Origin of the sequence: Ponticoccus litoralis, assembly GCF_039769985.1 — a bacterium.
Classification (GTDB): Bacteria; Pseudomonadota; Alphaproteobacteria; order Rhodobacterales; family Rhodobacteraceae; genus Ponticoccus; species Ponticoccus litoralis.
Map to the genome: position 1 here is coordinate 129,167 of NZ_JBDNCH010000002.1, position 22,131 is coordinate 151,297.

A 22,131-nucleotide genomic window follows, 5' to 3' on the forward strand; every position below is an offset into this window, starting at 1 on the left:
GCCGCGGGCGGCCCGCAGCGCCCTGCCCGGCCTATGCCGGAACCATGAAGACGCCGTCCTCGTCGGTCATGCCCAGCATGTCTTCGAAATCCATCGTGCCGGTGCCGAGGTTGCTTTCGACGCCCCATGCGTCCTTGGCCGGCACCCGGAACTCGCGGTCGCTTTCGGTATCGTAGCACAGGATCGGCCATGTCTGGTCGCTGAAGGCATGGTCGTCGGCGATCAGCAGGATCGCGTCGTCGGGGAACCGCTCGGCCAGGTCGACAGGCTCCATCCCGTCAAGCTCCGGGTCCTCGACAAGGTCGAATTCCCCGGCAAAGCCGATGGCATTTTCGCGGGTCGCCACCTCTGTCAGCGCCTCCCACGCGGTATCGTCGCTGTAGTCGGTGCGGATCAGTTTGATCGTCTCGTCGTCCATGGGATCACTCACTCATAAAGTGCGCATCAAATGCGCGTTTCGCCACGGGGAACGCGCGATGATCACGGGGGTTTCCGCCGCGCGAAAAATAAAAAGCAGCTTCGCAGGTGCAGCGTGAAACAATCTTGCGGACGCTTTACGGCGCGATGTCATCGCGCTAGGCTCTGCCGGACCGTTCAACGCTAAACCATTCCTTGGGAGGAGAGGCCATGGCGCCGCGCAAGGCATCCAATGTCCCGGTAGGCACGCTTCGGGCCTGGTATCGCGACATGCTGCTGATCCGCCGCTTCGAAGAGAAGGCCGGGCAGCTCTACGGCATGGGGCTGATCGGCGGCTTCTGCCACCTGTATATCGGTCAGGAGGCGGTTGTCGTCGGGCTCGAGGCCGCGGCGGACGCGGGCGACAAGCGCATCACCTCGTACCGTGACCACGGCCACATGCTGGCCTGCGGCATGGACCCCAAGGGCGTCATGGCCGAACTGACGGGTCGCGAGGGCGGCTATTCCAAGGGCAAGGGCGGCAGCATGCATATGTTCAGCCGCGAGAAGGACTTCTACGGCGGCCATGGCATCGTCGGCGCGCAGGTGCCGCTGGGCGCGGGGCTGGCCTTTGCCGACAAGTACCGCGGCACCGATCGCGTGACCTTCACCTATTTCGGCGACGGCGCCGCGAATCAGGGTCAGGTCTACGAGACCTTCAACATGGCCGCGCTGTGGAAGCTGCCGGTGATCTTCGTGATCGAGAACAACCAGTATGCCATGGGCACGGCGCAGGCCCGCTCGACCTCGACGCCCGACCTATACACCCGGGGCCAGGCCTTTGGCATTCCCGGGGAAATCGTCGACGGCATGGATGTGCTTGCGGTCCGCGACGCGGGCGCAAAGGCGGTCAAACACTGCCGCGCCGGCAAGGGTCCCTACATCCTCGAGGTCAAGACCTACCGCTATCGCGGCCATTCCATGTCCGACCCGGCCAAGTACCGCACCCGTGAAGAGGTGCAGAAGATGCGCGAGGAACGCGATCCCATCGACCACGTCCGCGAAATGCTCTTGCAGGGCAAACACGCGTCCGAGGACGACCTCAAGGCCATCGACAAGGAAATCAAGGCCGTGGTGTCCGAGGCCGCCGATTTCGCCCGCGAAAGCCCCGAGCCGCCGCTCGACGAACTGTACACCGACATCTACGCAGAGGCCTGAGCGCCCTTTCCCCCACGCCGACGGGAGGTTTGCCGTGACCCGACTGCCCCTTCTTCCTGCCACGCCGCCCTTGTCCGCCCCCGCGCAGGATGCGGCCGGGGCCTGCACGGCCACCAAGGCGACCGACCGGCCCGGCCCGGGCCCGAAGGGCGACCACACGCGCGCACGGGCCGTTCGCCCGATTGCCGCGATGACAGCGTTCCGCGCGAGCTTTACGGAGTAACCCCCTAATATGGCGACAGAAATCCTAATGCCCGCACTTTCTCCGACGATGGAGGAAGGGACCCTGGCGAAATGGCTGGTGAAAGAGGGCGACCGCGTGTCCTCTGGCGATATCCTCGCCGAGATCGAGACCGACAAGGCGACGATGGAGTTCGAAGCCGTCGACGAGGGCATCGTCGGGCGCCTGCTGGTGGCCGAAGGCACGGCGAATGTGGCGGTGAACACCCCCATTGCCGTGCTGGTCGAAGAGGGCGAAAGCGCCCGGGCCGCGCCCTCCGGCCCCGCGCAGCAGCCGGTGCCCGCCGACAGGACTCTGACCTCGGAAAGCGCACCGGCGGCGGCCGAGGCGCATCCCGAACCCGCCCGCATGCAGCCGGAGTGGCCCGAGGGCACCAAGGTCAAGAAGCAGACCGTCCGCGAGGCGCTGCGCGATGCCATGGCCGAGGAGATGCGGGCCGACGGCGATGTCTTCCTGATGGGTGAAGAAGTGGGCGAGTACCGGGGCGCCTACAAGATCAGCCAGGGCCTGCTGGACGAATTCGGCGCCCGCCGGGTGATCGACACGCCGATCACGGAACACGGCTTTGCCGGGATCGGCGTCGGCGCGGCCTTCGGCGGGCTGAAGCCCGTGGTCGAGTTCATGACCTTCAACTTCGCCATGCAGGCCATTGACCAGATTATCAATTCCGCCGCCAAGACGCTGTATATGTCCGGCGGCCAGATGGGCTGTCCCATCGTCTTTCGCGGCCCCAACGGCGCCGCCGCCCGCGTCGGCGCCCAGCACAGCCAGGACTACGCCGCCTGGTACAGCCACATCCCCGGCCTGAAGGTGGCGATGCCCTATTCCGCCTCGGACGCCAAGGGCCTGCTGAAATCGGCGATCCGCGACCCCAACCCGGTGATCTTCCTCGAGAACGAGATCCTCTACGTACCGCTCCTTCGAGGTCCCCCGGCTGGACGATTACACCGTGCCCTTCGGCAAGGCCCGGATCTGGCGCGAGGGCACGGATGTGACGCTGGTCAGCTTCGGCATCGGCATGACCTACGCGCTCGAAGCGGCAGAGAAACTGGCGGCGGAGGGCATCAGCGCCGAGGTCGTCGACCTGCGCAGCCTGCGCCCGATGGATACCGCGACGGTGATCGCCTCCGTGCAAAAGACCAACCGTTGTGTCACCATCGAAGAGGGCTTCCCGGTCGGCGCCATCGGCAACCACATCTCGGCGGTGCTGATGGAACAGGCCTTCGACTGGCTGGACGCCCCGGTGATCAACCTGACCGGCAAGGACGTGCCCATGCCCTATGCGGCCAACCTCGAGAAACACGCGCTGGTGACCACCGACGAGGTCATCGAGGCGGTGAGAAAGGTAACCTACAGATGAGCCCCCTCGAACTCGACGGCCCGGACGGCAGGGGCGGCTACCGCGTGGCCCTGCGGGGCGGCGAAACCCACGGGCTGATCCCCGCCGAACTGGTGGCCGATCAGACCGGCAGCACCGCGCAGACCGATGCCGAGGAATGGATCGCCGCGCAGGCCTCAGAGATCGCGCAGGCCCTCGAAACCCTGTCGCGGGGCCGCACGCCCCCCGCCCCCTTCGACCGCATCCAGCTGACCGGGGCAGCGACATGACCCCGCAGGTCCGGGGTGGCGATATCGCGCAGCACGCCTGCCGGGGAAAGGCCGCCCATGGCGCCGCACCCGTGCCGGACGACCTGATGTCCGGCGACCGGCGCCCCGGCCCCCACCCCCGCCAACCGCAGGCCGACAAAGGCATCGCCGCACGGCGCGCCCCCGCCGCAAGCCCCCGCGCGCAGGGAAAGCCCCCGCCCGCGCCCCATGACGTCACGCCCCTGCCTTCCATCGCCGCCCTGCCTTCTTCTGTCTGAAAATATCCCGGAGAGCGCGAGAGGCAGCGCCTCTCGCACCCCACCCCGCCACGAAAGCCGACCCATGCCGATCCAGATCCTGATGCCCGCGCTCTCGCCCACCATGGAAGATGGCACCCTGTCCCGCTGGCTGGTGAAGGAAGGCGACAGCGTCGCCTCCGGCGACGTGATCGCCGAGATCGAAACCGACAAGGCCACGATGGAATTCGAGGCCGCGGACGAGGGCACGGTGGGGGCGATCCTCGTACCCGAGGGCACGGCGGGCGTGGCGGTCAACACGCCCATCGCCCTGCTTCTGGCCGAGGGCGAGCGCGCCGGGGATCTCGACAGCGCCGCAGCCGCGCCGGTTGCCGCCGCCGGGGCCGACACGGCGCCATCCGCCGCCGGGGCAACCGCGGCTCGCCGAGGTGGCCCCGCAGGGGGCCGGCGAGAAGGCCGCCCGCCCCGCCCCGCAGGGCCGGGACGGCGCGCGGGTCTTCGCCTCGCCGCTGGCCCGGCGCATCGCCGCGGATCGCGGCATCGATCTCTCGGCGCTGACTGGCTCGGGCCCGCGCGGCCGCATCGTCCGCGCCGATGTCGAGACCGCCGAAACGCGCCCCGCCGCCACGCAGAGCCCGCCGCAGGCGCCCGTGCAGACACCCGTCCCCTCCCGGCCAGCCGCCACCGGGGACGTGGCGCGGCTCTATGCCGACCGCCCGCACCGCGAGATCGCGCTCGACGGGATGCGCCGCACCATCGCCGACCGTCTGAGCGAGGCCAAGCAGACCATCCCGCATTTCTACCTGCGCCGCGACATCCGTCTCGACGCGCTGCTCGACCTGCGGGCGCAGATGAATGCCGGCCTTGCCGCGCGCGGCGTGAAGCTCAGCGTCAACGACTTCATCATCAAGGCCTGCGCCCATGCGCTGCAACAGGTGCCCGCCGCCAACGCCGTCTGGGCGGGCGACCGCATCCTGCAGCTGGAGCCTTCGGACGTGGCCGTGGCGGTCGCCGTCGAGGGCGGGCTTTTCACCCCGGTTCTGCGCGATGCACAGGCCAAGAGCCTCTCGGCCCTCTCGGCAGAGATGAAGGACCTCGCCGCCCGCGCCCGCGACCGCAAGCTGGCACCGCAGGAGTATCAGGGCGGCAGCTTTGCCATCTCGAACCTCGGGATGTTCGGGATCGACAGCTTCGACGCGGTGATCAACCCGCCCCACGGGGCGATTCTGGCGGTGGGCGCCGGGGTGAAGAAGCCGGTGGTGACAGAGGACGGCGGCCTGGGTGTCGCGACCGTCATGACCGCCACGCTCAGCGTCGATCACCGGGTCATCGACGGCGCGCTCGGCGCGGAATTGCTGGCCGCCATCGTCGAGGCCCTGGAAAATCCGCTGGTCATGCTGGCCTGAGGCGACAGCGCGCCCGCCAGCCCGAAACCGGCCCGCCCCGGCGTCACTCGTCCAGCGTCACCGCGACACCGTCCCCCTCGACGCCGTCGCTGATCTGGCTCTGGCCAAGCGTGACGGCCCCGGTTCCGGCCCCCAGCTGCAGCGCTTCCACCCCCGGCCCCTCGCCGTTGTTGTACTGGCTGCGCAGCCGGTAGCCCGTCACGGTCAGATCGCCCGCGCCCTCTTCCGCGAAGACAAACCCCCGGCCGCCATTGCCCTCCGCCACCGCGCCCGCCAAAGCGCCGGTCACCGCGCCCGGTCCCGTTTCGCGGTGCCCGTAGGCGTCGCCCGCATTGTCGCGCGCGAAGGTGCCGATCAGGGTGGACCGGATGTCGCCCCCGCCCGTCTCGGCGAAATCCAGCCCCGCACCGAAGTTTCCGATCACCCCGGCCCGCTCGATCAGCGCATGGATCGCGCCGGACCCGGCCTCGTGGATCTCGACGCCGTCACCGGCCTTGAGGGCAAAGGCGTAGTCCGCCACCGACCCGTCGCCGTGCAACGCCACCCTGCGCTCGAAACAGGCATCCTCCGGCGAGCCGCCGACCGCGCCGGGGATGGCGTCCCGTGCCATCGCACCGGGATCGAAGCTGGCCCCGGGCGGGTCGGGCAGGAAGGGCGCCAGCCGGTCCGGATCGCAATAGCCGCCGTTTGTCTCGAAGGCGGACCCGGACGAGCGCAGCACCACATCGCCGCCCTGCCCCTCGTCCAGCGCGATGCCGTTGCCGCCATTCTCGGCAAAGCGCACATTGTTCAGCAACAGCGTGATCCCGCCGTCGCCGCGCTCCTCCACCCGCAGGCCGTCCGCCCCCAAGGCGCCGCGACCGGCGCCCAGCACCTCTGCCCCGTTCATGCGCAGAAGGATCGAGGCGGCAGAACCGTCTTGGCCGCCCGCATCCGCCCCGCAATCCTCGGCCCGAAGGCAGTCCGTGACATGGATGCCATGCCCTGCCGTGCCGGTGACCTGCACGTTCTCGAGCTCGACGCTCAGGCTGCCGGTCTGGTCGACGCTCAGGGCGACGAACAGCCCCTTGCCCGCCGGTCCGGCGCTGCGGTTCTCCAGATCCCAGCCGCCCGGCCCTTCCAGACGGATGTTGCGCATGTAGAGATCGGCGCCGCCGGTCAGCGACAGCAGCGTCACATCGCGCTGCGCGGTGATCCGCGTCGCGTTCCCGAACAGCGACAGGGGGGCCTGCCCGCTGTAGGTCAGCGTGTCCTCGATGGCGATATCGCCCTCGGCGAAGATCACGATGGTCGCGGGCGCCTCCTGCCCCGAGGCCTGCTCCAGCGCCGCGCGCAGCGATCCCTCGCCGGAATCGGCGACGGTTGTCACCACCAGCGTCTCCTGCGCCACGACCGGCAGGGCCAGCAGGCACAGGGCAGCGGTCTGCCTTGCAAGGCTCTGGAATGGCACGGCTCTACCCTTCCGACAAAGCGGCGTCACGGCCCCCCGGCGCACCGGGCGACCGCCCTGTGACAGGTCAGGTCTGAAAGCCGAGCAGCTGGTCCATCGATACCGAGGGCTGATCGCATCCCGCCTCGCCGACGATCTTGGCGGGCACGCCCGCCACCGTCTTGCAGGGCGGCACGTCCTTCAGCACCACGGACCCGGCGGCGATGCGCGAACAGCTGCCGATCTGGATATTGCCCAGCACCTTGGCGCCGGCACCGATCAGCACGCCGTTGCCGATCTTCGGATGGCGGTCTTCCTCTTCCTTGCCGGTCCCGCCCAGCGTCACCGAATGCAGCATCGACACGTTGTCGCCCACCACCGCCGTCTCGCCGATGACGATGCTGTGCGCGTGGTCGATCATGATGCCCTTGCCGATGCGCGCGGCGGGATGGATGTCGATGCCGAAAACCTCCGAGGACCGCATCTGGAAGAAATACGACAGGTCGCGGCGGCCTTCGGTCCACAGCCAATGCGCCACGCGGTAGGCCTGCACCGCCTGAAAGCCCTTGAAGAACAGCAGCGGCTGCAGGAAGCGATGGCAGGCCGGGTCGCGGTCGTAGGTGGCGGCGATATCGGCGCGCGCGCTCAGGGACAGTTCCGGCTCCGCCGAATAGGCCTCGTCGCAGATCTCGCGGATGATCTGTTCAGACATCTCGCCATTGGCGAGTTTCAGGGAGATCCGGTAGCTGAGCGCCCGCTCGATGGTCGGATGGTGCAGGATCGAGTAATGCACCATCCCGCCCAGCAGCGGCTCTGCTCTGACGGCGTCCTCGGCTTCCCGCATGATGCGGGCCCAGACCGGGTCGACTTCGGCCAGTTTCGCGCGTGTTTCGGCCATGGGGGGCTTCCTTCCGTTGTTCCGGGCACCCTAGCAGATAGTCGCCCCGGGCCGAAACGCAAATCCGTGATAGACCGGATCGCGGCGGAAGATGGTTCAGGCCCCCTGTGCGGGCCGCGCGGCGGTCCTTACCGCACGCGCCGAAGGCGCCTCGATTGCAGGGAACTGACGGTCTGGGTGGTCAGGGGCGTCACGCCGGGGCTCGGCGGCAAGCGGGCGGGCAAGCGCCGCCGCCCGCATTGCGCAGGCGTGGCGGCGGTCCCTGTCCGCCGCCGAGCCTCTGTCAGCAGCCGCTGCGCCAGCGCCTCGGGCGCCTCGGCCCGCAAGGCCCGCACCGTGGCGCTGACATCGCCGCGCTGGTCTCATGCACCCAGCGTCAGGCGGGCGAAGGGACCCGGTCCGTAGCTGGCCGAGACCTGCGCGACATGGATATCGAAGGCGCCGCTGATCGCGTCGTCCCCCTGCGCCGCAGCGCTATAGGTCCACATCGGCGTCGCGGTGGTGGTCTCGCGGATCACCGTCTCCCCCTGCTGAACGCGCACCAGGTAGCTTTCGCTTTCCTCGCCCAGCGGCACCTCCAGCCCGTCCCAGCTGTCGCCCTCGATGCGCGTGCGCCGCACCCAGCTCAGGCCAAGGTCGCTGCCCGGCGTGCCCTCGGCTCGCAGGTGGGCGGGCCGGTAGGGTCGCAGCCCGTTGCCGTCAAAGGCGCCCTGCCGGTGGATGTAGCTTGGATCGTCATAGGGCCGCCGGGCCGGACCGATGCGATAGTGGCGGTTCAGCCGCCGCTCGGTCGCCTTCAGGGCAATCTGCCCGGGCATCCCGTTCATCAGAACCACGATAGAGCCGCCGGGCCAGACCTCTGGCATGATCCCGTCGCTGCCCGCCTGCCCCCGCAACCGGTGCGACAGAAGCCACTGGTTCGGCGCCAGAAGCTGCGCGTCGCGGAACTGGAAGATCTCCCAGTTGCCGGGGCTACCGTCGCCGATGGCCATGACATTGCCGCCCGCCAGAAGCGCCGCGTCCGAGATGCTTTGCAATGCGCCGCCGTTCAGGACGACATGTACGGCCTCGCCCCGGTCGATCCGTCCCGGGGGCGCGGCATACAGGTTGTTTTCGGTCACGCCGACCACCGATTGCCCCGGCACAAGGGTGTTCAGCGCGTAATTCGCATCCTCCGCAGAGGCATAGACCGCGACAGCGCCCGGCCATGGCTCTGCGGTCAGGGCTAGATGCGGGGCCTGCGGGACTTCCTCGCCGGTCAGCAAGGGCAGGTCGAGGAAGATCGGCGTCACCGGCACCGCCGGCACGAAGGGCCGAAGCAGGGCGTCGGCCTCGTCGACCTGCGAGGGCTGGAAGACATCCGGCTCGATGCGGACGGCATCGACGACCTGATGCTCCATGACCTCGACCTTGTCGATCCGGGCCAGCGTCGGCCCCGACCGGGACGGCAGCCGCACGATATCCCCCGCCCCCAGCGCCAGTTGCGAGGGCGGCAGGGCAAAGCGCATCGTGTCGCGCGCCACCCGCGCCTCGGCCAGCCAGCGTTCTGCGGTCTGGCGGCCCTCGGCCCGGGTCAGCGCCATCTGAAGGCCGGTCTCGGATACCGCGTGGGTGCGCTCGTCCGGCAAGACGGTCTCTTCCGAAACCACCTGATGGTCCGCGTCGGCAAGGACGAAGCCCACGCGCACCCGGCCCGCCATTTCGGCCTCGCCGGCCCGGGTCTCTGCCAGGTCGCCTTCGATGTCCTCGGTCACGGCAAGGTCGGCCCGGTCGAGGTCCACGGCCCCCCGCCCGCTGCGCATCCGGAAGACCAGCACACCGTCGCGCTCGATGGCGTCGAACCCATGCGCCAGCATCAGCGGCTGAAGAGAGCGCCGCGCGTCCTGCACGTGGGTCACGACATAGCCGCGCACGAAACCGTGCAGCTGGCTGGTGTCGATATCGCTCAGCCCGACGCGGTGGCAGATCTCGGTCACCACAGAGGCCAGCGTCCGCCCCGACACCCGCCCGTTCAGCCAATGACCGCGCCGGTAGTTGCCGCCGTCCGACCACAGGGCGCCCAGCCCCGGAAACCAGGGATAGGGCCGCGCGTCCCAGGCCCAGACGAAGGCGCGACTCATGTCCAGCATAGGGCCGCCGTAGACCTCGGACAGCGGGTTGTGCGCGGGCTCGCCCCAATAGCCCAGCATCGCGCGCAGGTACTGGCGCTGGATGGTCTCGTCTCGCATCCCGTTTGAATAGCGGGGCAAAGTGGATTCCGAGGACTTGGGGTCGAGGAACTTGTTCGGCTGATTGGTGCCCTTGTCGATCGCCGCGCAGCCAAGTTCGGTGAACCAGACCGGCTTGCCCTGCGGCTCCCAATCCGTCGGCGCCGCCTGCCGGAGTCCGCCGATGCGTTCGTGGTGGCGGTTCGCCCACCAGTTGCGGATGTCCTTGTAGCGCCAGACCCATGGCTCGTCATGAGCGCCATCGGTGATCGGTTCGCGGCGCTGCGCCGCGCAGGCCTCGGGCGAGGGATAATACCAGTCGTAGCCTTCGCCGCCCTCGATATTGGCGCGCAGGTAGTCGATATTGTGCACCGCGCCCCACCCGGCATCCGCATGGCCGTCGCCATCGCGCCAGTCGGACAGCGGCATGTAGTTGTCGATGCCCACGAAATCGATGGTCTCGTCGGCCCAGAGCGGATCGAGGTGGAAGTACAGGTCGCCAGAGCCGTCCTGCGGGTGATATCCGAAATACTCGGTCCAGTCGGCGGCATAACCGATCTTCACCTGCGGCCCGAGGATCGCCCGGCACTCCGCCGCAAGGTCGCGCAGGGCTGCCACGGCGGCAAAGCCCCCGCCCCCCGGATCTGGGTCAGACCGCGCATCTCTGACCCGATGCAGAAGGAATCCACCCCGCCCGCGACCGCGCAAAGGGCCGCCTGATGCAGGATGAAGCGCCGATAGCGCCACTCGTCCGGGCCGCTGTAGCCGACGCTGACGGAACCGATCGCGAAGTCGCTGGCCGAGGCCGTGCCGAAGAAGGCCGCGACTTCCGCATCCGCCTGCGCGGTCCGGTCCGGAGAGCCCTCGCGCCCCGGCGCCACGCTCAGCGAGATGCGACCGCGCCACGGCAGAACCGGCTGATCCGTGGCCCCGCTCCACGGGTCCGTCAGCCCGTTGCCCGCCATCTGGTCCATCAGGATGAAGGGATAGTAAAGAACCGCCAGACCCTGCGCCTGCATCCGCCGGATCGCCTGGATCACCGAGGCATCGGCGGGCGTCCCGCCATAGACCGGCCGCTCGCCGTCGCGCGGCACAAGCCCGGCCTCTGCGCGGGAAAGCCCGCTGACGCTCCACGGCATGGTGGCGCCATCGTGCTCCGCCTGCTCGACCTTGGGCCGGATCGTGCAATCGCCGCAGCGCAGGTCGTCGCCGAACCAGCTGACGATCAGGGAGGCCGCCCCGCAGTGCGGCGCCTCTTCGGTCAACTGCGCGAGCGCGGTGTTGAAATCCGGCTCTTCCGAGGGCGTATTGATATTGGCCACCTTCGGACCCGAGGTCTGTCGGACCGCCTGAACCTCCGAGCCAAATGTCCAAAGGCTGTCCGTGGGTGGCGGCGCCTCCGGGCCGGCCATGTAACTCATGTAGACCGGCTCCGTCGCAAGCGCATATTCGCCGGTGCCGGGGATCATCGCCACCCCTTTCAGCAGCGCGGGCAGATCGCCGTCGCCCATATCGGGGCGCGTGACCTCGAAGCTGAACTGCGGCACGCGGTTGCCGAAGACCTCCAGGTTCAGATCCTCGAAGACCACATAGGCGGTGCCGCGATAGGCGGGCACGGCGCCAATGCCCTCGACCGCCTCGATCGTCGGATCGGGTGCCTGATCGCGGGTGCCCTTGTAGACCCGCATGTTCAGGTCGCGTATCGCGACCTCTGCACCGTCGGCCCAGACCCGCTGGACGCTGGTGATCTCGCCCTCGCACAGGGCGATGGCAAGGCTTACGGAATAGCTGTACTGCCGCACCTTGGGCTGTTTCGGCGCCCCCTTGCCACCGCCGCCGCCGCCGCTTTCATCCACATGCTCGGTGAATTCCGACGCCCAGATGACATGCCCGCCAAGGCGCATCCGCCCGTAGACCTGCGAGATCGGCGCGCCCTCGCCGGCGCCCGACAGGCGGAAGCGCTCGATGCGCCCGGTCTCGACCGCCTCAGAGCCCTGCCCCATCAGCCGCTGGTCGAGGCTGCGCCCGATGGTGGCCCCGATGAACCGTCCGACCGCCGTCATCGACAGGCCAAGGACAGAGCCGCCCAGCGAACTGCCAAGGGCTGCACCCGCGGCGGAAAGAAGGATCGTCGCCATTGCTCATTCTCCGGTTGGAAAGGCGAAACGGGCCACCACCCGCCGCGCCAGTGGCGCGCTCAGCGCGCTTTCGACAACACCATGCCCGGTATAGGCATGGACAAAGCTGGGAACCGCATCGCAGCGCGCCTGAATGCCGACGTGCTTGGCCACCGACCCCTCGCGCATGCGGAACAGCAGGACGTCGCCCGGCGCCGCCCGCGCCAACGGTCTTGCGACCAGATGCGCCAGCGCGGCGCGCCACAGACGCTCGTCCCCCTGCGGCTCTGACCAGTCCATGCTGTAGGCCGGGGTGACCTCCGGCTCCGGCCCCAGTACCTCGCGCCAGACACCGCGCAACAGCCCCAGACAATCGCAGCCCGCCCCCCGCAGGCTGGCCTGATGCACGTAGGGCGTGCCGATCCAGCCGCGCGCGGCGGCGACCACCGCGCTCATCGCCGGCTCCCGCCGCCCAGAGCCTTGGCCTGCGCCGGAAAGACCGCAATCCAGTCCTCTTCCGGCACGTCCGGGAATCCCTGAAAGTTCAGCACATTGCCGAACTTGTAGCGGCAGGTCTGGAACCGCTTGTCGCATCCCGCCGTGAGGCGGACCACGTCACCGGCTGTCGGCGTTGCGCGCAGCGGCTCCCAGATCTCGATGACACGGTCGCCCGCCGCGCGGGTACGGTCGCGTTTGATCGCCGCGGCAAGGCCCTGCGCCGCACCGCTCAGAACCTCCAGCCGCCCGCGCTGGAACCAGCCCGCGTCGAAGCCCGCCAGAGGGCCCGCCAGAAAGGCGCGATTGTCCTCGACCCCCAGCAGCGGTCCTTCGTAGACGTATCCCGGCGCGCTCAGGTCAACCGCGCAGGCGCCATCCCCCAGCACCGCCGAACAGGGGCGCTGGTAGACCCGGCCCACCGGGCGGTTCAGCGCCTCTGTCAGTCCGCGCAGCTCTGCGTGAAAGGCCCCGGCGCCCCGGCGGATCTCGCCGATCCTGCCGCGAAACATCACGCGCCGGGCCTCCACATCGGCCCAGTTCACCAGCCATGCCGTCACCTCGGCGTCGTCGAAGCGCCCCGCCGCGATATCCTCTTCGCGGATCGCGGCATCGGTCAGCGCCCCCATGGCCTCGGTATTGTCCACCGACAGGCCCGTGGCCTGCTGAAGCGCCTTGGCCGTCAGCCCCGCGTTTGCCCGGAAGGTCATGCCCCCGAAACTCAGCGGACAGTCGTGATCGGTAAAGCCGTAGCGGACACCATCCACCCGGGTCACCGACCAGGCGCGCGCGACGGTCCCGATCCCGGTCCCGAGATGTCGGTGCAATGCCTCCTGTCCCATCAGACCCGCACCTCCACCACCGGCACGTCCGGAACCTGTCCGGCCCGGAAACTGGCGACAGAGACGTTGATCCGGTCGGTGTCGAACCGCACCGGCACGTCGAACTCGAAGCCCGCCGTGACCGCCACGCTTTCGGGTGGCGGCTCGTTGAAGGTGATCACCCCGGTCGTCAGGTCGATCTCGAAGTGGACGCCCTCGCGCATCGGCGTGTTCTGCACCGCCGCCGTGACCGTCCCGGACACCGGCTTGGTGATCGGACGCGCGTATGAGACGGTGCCAGAACGATAGGTCTTGATCAGTTGAAAGGCACGGGTGGCGCCATCGCCCCGGGCGATCACCTGGTCCCCCTCATCAATCCTGGCCGAGGGTTTGCACGACTTGAAGTCGGCCCAGTCCTTCCAGCGAAACCCGTACAATTGACCGCTGCGCGCCTCGAAGAAGTCGATCAGCGCGGCGACATCGTCGAGCGACCGCAGCCCCAGCCCGGCATCGTAGCGCCGCCGGGAATGCTGCCACGGCGTGTTGCGCTCTTCAAAGCCGCTTGTCAGCGTCACGATATCCGTGCGCCGCTCGGGACCGCCGAAAGAGCCAAAGCTCAGGTCGGCGGGAAATCTCACGTCATGGAACGCCATCTGATGCCTCCTGTCAGCGGTTGCGGGCGCCACGGCCAAGCGCCTGGCTCATGCGGGCGGCGATCTGGCTCTGGCTGCGCTCGAACGACCGCGCGTCCGGCGTCTGGATATTCATCACCACGGTCACCGGCTGCCCGCCGCCCGCCGCCCGCACGCCCAGCTTGCCGTCGGCGCCACGGGTCAGGGGCATGATCGCCTCGGGGCCCGCCTCGCCCATCAGCCCGGTGCCGCCCCGCATCGGAAAGGTCACCGGCCCACTGACCACACCGCCATTGGCGAAGGGCATGACCCGCCACCGGCTTCACCGCCGCCTTCCACGCCGCGTCGATCATCGACCGGGCCACGGTCTGCACGGCGTCCGACAGTTTCATTCCGTCCAGCACCGCCCCGTCGATGGCCCGCGCCACGCCGCGACTGAGGACGCTTTCCAGCTTCGACGCGCCCCGACCCGTTGCCGAAAAGGTCTCGTGGATGCGCCGCATCTCGGCGTCGAACTGCGCCGCCATCCCGGCGGCCCCGCCCAGCGAGCTTTCCAGCGCGTCGATCTGCGCGTCGAGGTCGTCCAGGGTGTCGATGTCGCTCATGGCTCATCTCCGTTTCTGTCCCGGCGGTCCGGAAAGACCGCCATCAACTCATCCAGCCGCGCCCGGCCCATGGGCGCGGCGCCGCGTTCCTCTCCCAGCATCAGCCGCAGTTCCGCCGGGGTCAGGTCCCAGAACGCCCGGGGGTTCAGGCCCAGCCCGCGCATCCCGGCCCGCATCAGGACCGGCCAGTCAAAGCCCGCCATCAGCGCCCACCGCATCACCCGGCAGCATGAAGGCCCGCGCCAGCAGCTCTGCCGCCGCCCGCGCCGCCACCATCGGCCCGCCCTCGATCTCGGCGCACAGAAGATCGCGCGCCGTGCCCTGCCAGCCGCCGCCCCGCAGCCCGGCGACGATCAGCGCCAGCACATCCCGCGTGCCGAACCCGCCGCCCTCGAAGCGCTGCACCAGATCGACCAACGTGCCGCTGTCCAGCGTCTCTTCCAGTTCGGCCAAGGCGCCCAGCGTCAGGCGCATCACCCGGCGCTGACCGTCGAGGGTCAGCGCCACATCCCCGCGCCACGGATTGGCCATCACGCGACCGGCTGTGCCGTGAACTGCAGCGCCCCCGCCGAGGCCAGCGCGACCTCGTAGGTCGCCTCGCCATTGTGCGAGCCCGCATAGTCCAGAGAGGTCACCTGAAAGCGCCCCTCGACCGTGCCGAAATCCGGGATGATCACCCGGAACTCCGGCGTCTCGCCGTCGAAGAACACCTGCCGGGCACGCGCGTCGCTGCCCGCATCGCGGAACACGCCCGAGCCGCTGATCGCAGCCGACTTGACGCCCGCCCCTGCCAGCAACTCGCGCCAGCCGCCCTCGGCTTTCAAGCGTGGTCACGTCGACCTGCTCGGCGTTGAAGCTGATGCGCGTGGCCCGCAGCCCCGCCATCGTCTCGAACATCCCGTCGCCGGTCAGGTCGACCTTGACCAGAAGATCCTTGCCGTTCTGAGCACCCATTGTCTCACTCCACTCGTTCGGGTTGCAGTGCGCCGCGCCTCGGGCGGGCGGTTTCGATGCCCGGCGCCGTCACGCCGGGTCGGTATCCTCAAGGCGGGCCCGGAAGGTCAGGTCGATCCGCCTCAGGCCGCCGCTCTCGCGCGTGGCCCTTGCCTTGCGGAACCACAGGCCCACCAGCCGCCCGCGACCCAGCGTCAGCGCGCCGTCGTGCAGCGTATCGCTGACCGCGCCAGCTGCTTCCTTGGCCGCGTGGAACCCGCTGTCCGAGGTCACCACCGAGACGACGAATTCATGCAGCGCGCCCGGCCCGCTTCCGTCCCCGGCCTCGGTCACCTTCTCGGGACCCAGCGCGACATACAGCGGCGGCACCGTGCCACCGGGCAGGGCATCGTAGATCGCATCGCCCACCAGTGCCCCAAGTGGCGCATCGCCCTGCAAGGCGGCATAGACCGCCGCCTGCAACGAAGCCGACATGGCATAGCTCATGGCAGGACCTCCTCTTCGCATTCACAGATCAGATACAGACCGTCCGGCTCCATTTCCGTCACCGCCTCGATCCGAAACAGACGCTGGCCCATGCGGAACCTCTGCCCGGGGCCCGGGCGCCGCGAAGCCCCCTGCGGCGCGCCCCGAACGATGATCCTGAACCCGGCGCGGGACACGGCCCCGGTCTCTCCGCTGGCCATCCGCGCGCTGCGCGGGCGTATCGCCGCCCAAAGCGTTCCCAGCCTCTGCCATTGCACCCGCGCGCCCCCGGCACCGTCCTCGGTGCGCTGTTGCGCCTCCAGCTCCAGCCGCCGGTTCAGCGTGACCCGGCTCATCCGTTCAGCCCCATGCGGACCGGGCGATAGCGCGAGATCAGGCTGGTGACACCGAAGGGCATGCAGCCCTCGCTCAGGGCCGTCTCGTGCCGGTATTCATAGTAATGCGCGGCCAGCAGCATGACGGCCTGCTTCAGGTCGTCTGGAACCGCAGTGAAGTCCTCGCCATAGCCCGCCTCGAAACGCAACTCGACGGAGCCACCACGCGGCGCAGCGGGCAAAGCGGCGCGCATCGACGCGCAGCGCCGGATCGAAGGCATCGGGCTTCAGGCGGTAATCGGCAGGATCGACCAGCCCGGCCTGCCCGTGGACATCGACGAGGGCGACCTCGGTGACCGAACGGACCGGCGCAATCGGCAGCCGCTGGCTTGCCCGGTTCTGCCAGTCGTCCATCGACAGAAGAAAGCTTCGCACGATCAACGCCTTGCCGGTCCGCGCCTCGATGGCCGCAAGCGCCGCCCGCAGGAAAGAGAGCATCACGCCATCCTGAAGGTCACCCCCGGCAAAGCCTGTCCCCATCCGAAGGTGCTCTTTCAGGGCGTCGACCGGAAGCGCCGCATCGGACACCGGGGTTTCTTCCACCAACATCATGTCTTTTCTCCGAAATCCTGACCCATCCTCCGGCAGGCCGGAGGCGCGACGCCCGTGGTTGCACCGGCAAAGGGGTCACTGGCACCGGACCCGCGCGCCCGGGGTGACGGACGGGCCCTCCGGCCCGCCCTCGGTTCGGCCCGTCAGGCTCAGACGGCGCAGCGCAGCAGCTTGATCGCGGCAAAATCGCTGACATCGCCGCCCACGCGCTTGGTGGCGTAGAACAGCACATGCGGCTTGGCGCTGAAGGGGTCGCGGAGCACACGCACGTCGGGCCGCTCGGCGATGGTGTACCCGGCCGAGAAGTCGCCGAAGGCAACCGGGAAGGCATCGGCGCCCGCATCCGGCATGTCCTCGGCGATCAGCACCGCGTAGCCCAGAAGACGCGCCGGCTCGCCCGCCGCGAAACCGTCGGCCCACAGGTGCCGCCCGTCGGCATCCTTCAGCTTGCGCAGGGCTCCGGCGGTCTTCGAGTTCATCACGAAGGTCGCCCCGGCCCGGTACTGGGCGCCCAGCGCGTAGACCAGGTCGATCAGCGCGTCGCCGTCACCCAGATCCGCCGCCGCGCCGGTTGTCACATAGCCAAGACTGCCCCAGCTCCAGAAGCCATTGGCGACGGTGGTGTGATCCAGAAACCCCCGGGGCTTGTCGATGCCGTCCCCGTCGACAAAGGCCGCAGCCTCGGCGCGCAGGAACTTGTCCGCGATGCGACCCGCCAGCCAGCCCTCGACGTCGAAGGCGCTGTCGTCCAGCAGACGCTGGCTGACTTTCGGCATGGCGTTCAATTCGTAGAGCGGGATCGAGATCCGCTCGATCGTCGGCGTCCCGGTCTCGGCGGTGGCCGCAGCCTCGTCCGCCCAGCCCGCGCCGGTGTCGTTCTGGTCGATCAGCACGTCGAAGGAGGAAGCCTCGACATTCACCACGCTCGCCACCGCCCGGATCGACGCGGTCGAGGCCAGCGTCGACTTGATCATCTCCGCCGTCTCTGGATCGACGAGGTAGCCGCCGTCCGAATTGACGGAGGTGTTCATCGATTTGCCATCCAGCGTCAGCCCGCGCAGCCCGTCGTCATCGCCGCTGCGCAGATAGGCGTCAAAGGCCTTCTTGTGGGGGGCCTCGACCTCGACATGGGTCGACAGCGCCGGGCGGCCCCGCAGGGCGGATTTGTGATCCAGCATGGTCAGTCGCTCTTCCTGTTTCTGAAGCTTGTCTTGAAGATCGGCCTGCAAGGCCTTGAAATCCCCGATCAGTCCCGCCATCGCGGCAATCACACGAGAGACCGGAGACACATCTTCCCCGGTCCGAGACTGGGTCTCGGCTGTGCTCATGGTCGTTCCTTCCCTCATGAGGGGCGCGCGTCAGCCGCCCGCCAGGTTCCGGCGCATGTCCTCCAGGGCATCCGCCAATTGGCACAGGTCGGGCGCGGCGAGGGTGTCCCGCTTCGCCGCGACCCGCGCACTGGGCAGCATCGGGAAGGTCACCAGAGACACCTCCCAAAGCTCCAGTTCCTCCAAGAGCCTCTGGCCCCTGTCGTTCTTCGTGGCCTTCACCGTGCGATAGCCGATCGACAGCCCGTCGATGGCCCCCGCCGCGATCAGCGCCGCCGCCTCGCGACCCTTTTCGACGGTGTCGAGGATACGGCCCCTGACGTAGAGCCCGCGCGCATCCTCGCGCACCTCGTCCCAGACGCCGATGGGCAGGGCCGGGTCGTGCTGCCAGAGCATCTTGACCGCGCGCCCCTCTTCCGCGAGGCGCTTCAGGGATCGTGCATAGGCCCCCCTGCCAACGATATCGTTGCCCTGATCGGCGGCCCCGAAATGCGAGGCATAGCCCTCGATCTTGGTGCCCTCGAGGACGGTGACCGCCTCTCCGAACCGGCAGAACTTGTGCTCCAGATCCATGTCTGTCCCTTTCGCTGGCTCCTGGCGCCGGTTTCTTCCAAAGAAACCGGCCCGGAATTTTCGGAAAATTCCGCCCCCGCTCAGGGCGCCGCGTTCAGGAAACCCTGAAAGGCCTCCGCCAGGATCACCCCGGCAACCCCGTAGACCGTCAGCCAAAGCCGCCGCTCCAGCCGTTCCATCAGCATCTCCAGCCGCCGGAACCGCTGGTCCAGCGCATCGAACTGCAACTTGCTGAGCCGCTCGTGCGCCTCCAGCCGCAGCCCCGGCGCGCAGGCAAAGGCCTCGGACTCGGGGCGCATCTCACTCACCCGCGCTCTCCCCGGCCAGCGCGGGCAGCCCCAGCATCCGGCGCTTCTCGGCGGCGGTCAGGAAATCCGCACCCACGACCCGGGTCCACTGCGCGTCCCGCTCTGCGGCCAGCGCCGGCACCTGATCGAGGTCGGGTTTCAGCACAACCGCATCGCCGCTGAACTGCGACAGCCAGCGCCCGATACTTGCCGTGACCTTGGAGGCCAGCGGCAGCACCGTCTGGCGGTAGAAGGCCCGGTGCGCCTCGGCATAGTTGGTGTAGGTCGCCTCACCGAGGATCCCCAGCAGCATCGGCGGCACCCCGAAGGCCACCGCGATCTCGCGCGCCGCCGCCTCCTTGGTCTTCTGGAACTCCATATCCGAGGGCGAGAACCCCATGGGCTTCCAGTCCAGCCCGCCTTCCAGCAACATCGGCACGCCCGGCATTGCGCGCGCCCTGATGATGGGCCTCCATCTCGGCGGTCAGCCGCTCGTATTGCGCGGGGCTCAGGTGGCCCTGCCCCTCGGCCCCGGTCCAGACGATTGCCCCCGAAGGCCGCGCGGCATTGTCCAAGAGCCCCTTCGACCAGCGCGAGGCGCTGTTGTGCACGTCCACCGCCTGCGCGGCGGCCTGCAGGGGTGACAGCCCGTAATGGTCGTCCTGCGGGTGGAACGCCTTGACGTGGCAGATCGAAGACACCGGTCCCGTGACATTGAACCGATGCCTGCGCGTCCCCACGGCGTATTCGTAGGCCACCGGCCAGCCATCCGCGCCGGGCACCACCGACATGCGATCCGACCGCAGCACATGCAACTCAAGCGGCAGGCCCGCATCGCCCGCGACCGCCTCGATATAGCCGTCGCCCGACAGCAGGATCTGCCCGAAGAGCGCCTCCAACAGGTCGGCCCGCCCCTGCGCCGGGTTCGGCGCCGCCAGCAGGGCCAGCACCGGATGCGCCTCGTAGCGCATCGCCTCGTCCTGCAGCACCAGCGGCAGCGCCGCCGCGGCCTCGGCGATCAGCTTGACCGCGCGAAACCCTACCGGATTGCCCGCAAAGGCCTGCACGGTCAGTGAAACCGTATCGCGCGGGCTCCAGGCGACGCGACCGCCGGTCATATGCGCGACCACGCGCCCGGTGGCCGAGGCCTTGACCTGCGGAGCCCCGGTCTGCGCACCCTCGACAGGGCCGGTCCGTCGCAGAAAGTCGAATACCATCCGTTGCGCTCCTTTGCCTTCGCGCCCGGGAACACCGGGCCGCAGACCGCCCCCCGGAAAAGCGCCTGCGCCCCCCGGTCCGCCGGTCCCTCGTCCTTGATCGCCTGCTTGCGAAGGCGGACCTCCGCGTCTGAAAGGCACCCTAGGCCAGCCTGGTTAACGGCCCTTCACCCGACCGTGCGCAGCTTTGGCAACTGCTCGGTGCGACCGCGCTCCAGCATCGCCTCGGTCAGCCCCCAGACCAGCGCATCGACCCGGTCCGGACTGCCCGCGCCCTCGAAACCCGCCTGTGTCATCAGGCACATCTGCGCCTCCAGCGCCTCCAGCCCCGGCCCGTGACTGACCCGCCCCTGCTCGTACAAAGCCGCCACCGGCTCTGCCCGCGCGCTTTTGGACCGCGTGGCATGGACCTTGCGCACCGACAGCATCGGGTCGACCTGCCGCAGCACCGTTTCGACCATGGCCCCGCCCTGGTTGACCTCGGCAACCACGCGTTCAGCCTCCCAGCGCCGCGCGGCCTGCACCACCGCCTCGGCCCAGCCCATGGGCGAAGCGCCCTGCACGCTGGCATCCTCCAGCACGTAGCCGCGCCACTCGTGCGGCTTGCCCTCGGTCACGACACCCACGACGACGATCCCGCATTCGTCCGAGGTCTTGCCCGCGCCCGCCGGAGGATCGACCGCCACGACAATCCGCGACAAGGCCGGCGCCCGGCCAAAGCGATGGTCGTCGAAGGTCTCGCGCCGCCAGAGCGCACCGTCGACCTGCTCCAGCAGCACCCCGTCCAGCTCCTGCAACCCCAGCGAGGTCCCCGCGTATCGCGCCCGCACCTCGTCAAGAAACGACGGCGCCAGATTGGCGGCGTTCACCTCTGTCGCGGCCCGCGTCACCACCGTCGAAGGCAGCGCCAGCAGGTCCACGAGGATCTTCACGGTGCGCGGCGTCGTGGTCACGCAGACGCGCGGATGCGCGCCCAGCCGCAACCCGAACTGCAGCATGTCCCAGGTGTCCCCGGCCTTCTTCCACTTGGCCAGCTCGTCCACCCATGCGCCGTCGAACTGCGGCCCGCGCAGCGCCTCGGGATCGCTGGCGGAATACAGCATCGCCTCGGCGCCGTTCGGCCAGACAAGGCAGCGCCGCGTGGCCTGCCAGACCGGCCGCCGGTCGGGAGGCGAACAGGCCATGATGCCGCTGTCGCCGAAGACCATGACCTCGCGCGCCTGATCGAAGGTCTCGCCGATGATCGCCAGCCGCGTGCAGAGGCCGGGGTCAAGCGGTCGCGCGCCCTCGACCATCGACCGCACCCACTCGGCCCCGGCCCGGGTCTTGCCCGCGCCGCGCCCGCCAAGGATCACCCAGGTCCGCCAGTCTCCCTCCGGGGGCAACTGGTGGTCATGCGCCCAGAACTCGAAGAGGTAGGGAAGCGCGATGCGCTCCCCCGGGGACAGCTCACTCAGGAACCTCCTCTGCTCCGCAGCAGGGGCGGATGCGAGCAAGGCGGCACCCGATCTCAAAGCGTGCCGCGTCAAGGTCGAGCCCGTAGGCATCTGTGATTGCAAGGTCTTTTCTTCGGATCGCATCGATCTCCGCCTCCGTTTCGCGAATGGCCTTCAGCCAGTACTTCAGTTCCGACAGGGGCTTGCTGGCCTCTGCCTTACGGTCCACCTCTCCGCTGCGCAGCCGGGCCTGGATGTCCCGGATGTCCTCCGTCAGGTCACGCAGGGTCTCTTCGATCTCGGCGCGCTTCTCTTCCAGACGGTCGATCTGCTGCTCGGCGGTCAGAAGAACCTGCCGCCGTTCCATCGTGCTGCTCATGGCTCGATACCTTTGTTGCCTGTTTGACGTGCCGGTCTGCCCGGACGGGGCGCGGTCCTGTGACGGGGGCCTGCCGCCCCTCTGCGCCGCCGGACCCGTCCTTTCCGGCACGATCAGGACAATGGCCGGGCAATCCTTACGAGCCCTGATCCCCGCGCGCGCAGCGGCCCGACGCCGTTAACCGCCGCGTCCGTCGCGTTAAGCCCTGCGGAAGGTGCCTTGCCGCTCCCTCAGGG

The 22,131-nt window shown here is 69.0% G+C and carries 17 protein-coding genes and 7 pseudogenes; 4 read left to right on the forward strand and 20 right to left on the reverse strand.

Annotated features, from left to right (window positions below; genetic code table 11):
- Nucleotides 1-31: 31 nt before the first annotated feature.
- On the reverse strand, nucleotides 32-418 hold the full coding sequence (locus ABFB10_RS01585) for a DUF6924 domain-containing protein (protein ID WP_347165048.1): 387 nt from the start codon (nucleotides 416-418) through the stop codon (nucleotides 32-34).
- A gap of 209 nt (nucleotides 419-627) precedes the next feature.
- Here ABFB10_RS01585 and pdhA point away from each other — a divergent pair, with 209 nt between their 5' ends.
- The 4 genes and pseudogenes from pdhA to ABFB10_RS01605 all read left to right on the forward strand — a co-directional run bounded on the left by pdhA (nucleotide 628) and on the right by ABFB10_RS01605 (nucleotide 5,105).
- Nucleotides 628-1,614, forward strand: coding sequence for a pyruvate dehydrogenase (acetyl-transferring) E1 component subunit alpha (pdhA, locus tag ABFB10_RS01590; protein WP_347165049.1), 987 nt, complete (start codon nucleotides 628-630; stop codon nucleotides 1,612-1,614).
- 232 nt (nucleotides 1,615-1,846) lie between these two features.
- A pseudogene (locus ABFB10_RS01595) lies at nucleotides 1,847-3,215 on the forward strand (pyruvate dehydrogenase complex E1 component subunit beta).
- Complete coding sequence (locus ABFB10_RS01600; protein WP_347165050.1) at nucleotides 3,212-3,463, forward strand: hypothetical protein; 252 nt, start codon at nucleotides 3,212-3,214, stop codon at nucleotides 3,461-3,463. Before ABFB10_RS01595 ends, ABFB10_RS01600 begins: the two are co-directional and overlap by 4 nt.
- A 321-nt stretch (nucleotides 3,464-3,784) precedes the next feature.
- A pseudogene (locus ABFB10_RS01605) lies at nucleotides 3,785-5,105 on the forward strand (pyruvate dehydrogenase complex dihydrolipoamide acetyltransferase).
- A gap of 43 nt (nucleotides 5,106-5,148) precedes the next feature.
- Here ABFB10_RS01605 and ABFB10_RS01610 read toward each other — a convergent pair.
- The 19 genes and pseudogenes from ABFB10_RS01610 to ABFB10_RS01700 all read right to left on the reverse strand — a co-directional run bounded on the left by ABFB10_RS01610 (nucleotide 5,149) and on the right by ABFB10_RS01700 (nucleotide 21,895).
- Nucleotides 5,149-6,555, reverse strand: a complete 1,407-nt coding sequence (locus ABFB10_RS01610; protein WP_347165051.1) for a hypothetical protein — start codon at nucleotides 6,553-6,555, stop codon at nucleotides 5,149-5,151.
- A gap of 67 nt (nucleotides 6,556-6,622) precedes the next feature.
- Nucleotides 6,623-7,432 carry a serine O-acetyltransferase gene (gene cysE / locus ABFB10_RS01615; RefSeq protein WP_347165052.1) on the reverse strand — a complete coding sequence of 270 codons (810 nt, stop codon included), beginning with the start codon at nucleotides 7,430-7,432 and terminating at the stop codon, nucleotides 6,623-6,625.
- Nucleotides 7,433-7,794: 362 nt separating this feature from the next.
- Nucleotides 7,795-11,777: pseudogene (locus ABFB10_RS01620) on the reverse strand (baseplate multidomain protein megatron).
- Between the two features lie 3 nt (nucleotides 11,778-11,780).
- The gene (locus ABFB10_RS01625; protein ID WP_347165053.1) at nucleotides 11,781-12,212 is read right to left on the reverse strand and encodes an NlpC/P60 family protein; all 432 of its coding nucleotides are present in this window, start codon (nucleotides 12,210-12,212) and stop codon (nucleotides 11,781-11,783) included.
- On the reverse strand, nucleotides 12,209-13,093 hold the full coding sequence (locus tag ABFB10_RS01630; RefSeq protein WP_347165054.1) for a DUF2163 domain-containing protein: 885 nt from the start codon (nucleotides 13,091-13,093) through the stop codon (nucleotides 12,209-12,211). The genes ABFB10_RS01625 and ABFB10_RS01630 overlap by 4 nt, the downstream gene beginning before the upstream one ends.
- Nucleotides 13,093-13,725, reverse strand: coding sequence for a phage distal tail protein, Rcc01695 family (locus ABFB10_RS01635; protein ID WP_347165055.1), 633 nt, complete (start codon nucleotides 13,723-13,725; stop codon nucleotides 13,093-13,095). The genes ABFB10_RS01630 and ABFB10_RS01635 overlap by 1 nt, the downstream gene beginning before the upstream one ends.
- Before the next feature lie 13 nt (nucleotides 13,726-13,738).
- Nucleotides 13,739-14,309, reverse strand: a pseudogene (locus ABFB10_RS01640) (phage tail tape measure protein).
- Nucleotides 14,306-14,512, reverse strand: coding sequence for a rcc01693 family protein (locus ABFB10_RS01645; protein ID WP_347165056.1), 207 nt, complete (start codon nucleotides 14,510-14,512; stop codon nucleotides 14,306-14,308). The pseudogene ABFB10_RS01640 and the gene ABFB10_RS01645 overlap by 4 nt, the downstream one beginning before the upstream one ends.
- Nucleotides 14,499-14,840, reverse strand: coding sequence for a gene transfer agent family protein (locus tag ABFB10_RS01650; RefSeq protein WP_347167906.1), 342 nt, complete (start codon nucleotides 14,838-14,840; stop codon nucleotides 14,499-14,501). Before ABFB10_RS01650 ends, ABFB10_RS01645 begins: the two co-directional genes overlap by 14 nt.
- A pseudogene (locus ABFB10_RS01655) lies at nucleotides 14,840-15,263 on the reverse strand (phage major tail protein, TP901-1 family). Before ABFB10_RS01655 ends, ABFB10_RS01650 begins: the two are co-directional and overlap by 1 nt.
- A 69-nt stretch (nucleotides 15,264-15,332) precedes the next feature.
- Nucleotides 15,333-15,749, reverse strand: a complete 417-nt coding sequence (locus ABFB10_RS01660; protein WP_347165057.1) for a DUF3168 domain-containing protein — start codon at nucleotides 15,747-15,749, stop codon at nucleotides 15,333-15,335.
- Nucleotides 15,746-16,084, reverse strand: a complete 339-nt coding sequence (locus tag ABFB10_RS01665) for a head-tail adaptor protein (protein WP_347165058.1) — start codon at nucleotides 16,082-16,084, stop codon at nucleotides 15,746-15,748. The genes ABFB10_RS01660 and ABFB10_RS01665 overlap by 4 nt, the downstream gene beginning before the upstream one ends.
- A pseudogene (locus ABFB10_RS01670) lies at nucleotides 16,081-16,675 on the reverse strand (head-tail connector protein). The gene ABFB10_RS01665 and the pseudogene ABFB10_RS01670 overlap by 4 nt, the downstream one beginning before the upstream one ends.
- Nucleotides 16,676-16,824: 149 nt before the next feature.
- Nucleotides 16,825-18,003 (reverse strand): phage major capsid protein, encoded by a 1,179-nt coding sequence (locus ABFB10_RS01675; protein ID WP_347165059.1) that lies wholly within the window; start codon nucleotides 18,001-18,003, stop codon nucleotides 16,825-16,827.
- 30 nt (nucleotides 18,004-18,033) lie between these two features.
- Complete coding sequence (locus ABFB10_RS01680) at nucleotides 18,034-18,576, reverse strand: HK97 family phage prohead protease (protein WP_347165061.1); 543 nt, start codon at nucleotides 18,574-18,576, stop codon at nucleotides 18,034-18,036.
- Between the two features lie 80 nt (nucleotides 18,577-18,656).
- Nucleotides 18,657-18,875, reverse strand: coding sequence for a GTA head formation protein, RCAP_rcc01685 family (locus ABFB10_RS01685; RefSeq protein ID WP_347167907.1), 219 nt, complete (start codon nucleotides 18,873-18,875; stop codon nucleotides 18,657-18,659).
- Nucleotide 18,876: 1 nt separating this feature from the next.
- A pseudogene (locus ABFB10_RS01690) lies at nucleotides 18,877-20,080 on the reverse strand (phage portal protein).
- 167 nt (nucleotides 20,081-20,247) lie between these two features.
- Nucleotides 20,248-21,627, reverse strand: coding sequence for a DNA-packaging protein (locus ABFB10_RS01695; protein WP_347167908.1), 1,380 nt, complete (start codon nucleotides 21,625-21,627; stop codon nucleotides 20,248-20,250).
- Complete coding sequence (locus ABFB10_RS01700) at nucleotides 21,530-21,895, reverse strand: hypothetical protein (RefSeq protein ID WP_206564565.1); 366 nt, start codon at nucleotides 21,893-21,895, stop codon at nucleotides 21,530-21,532. The genes ABFB10_RS01695 and ABFB10_RS01700 overlap by 98 nt, the downstream gene beginning before the upstream one ends.
- Nucleotides 21,896-22,131: the final 236 nt, after the last annotated feature.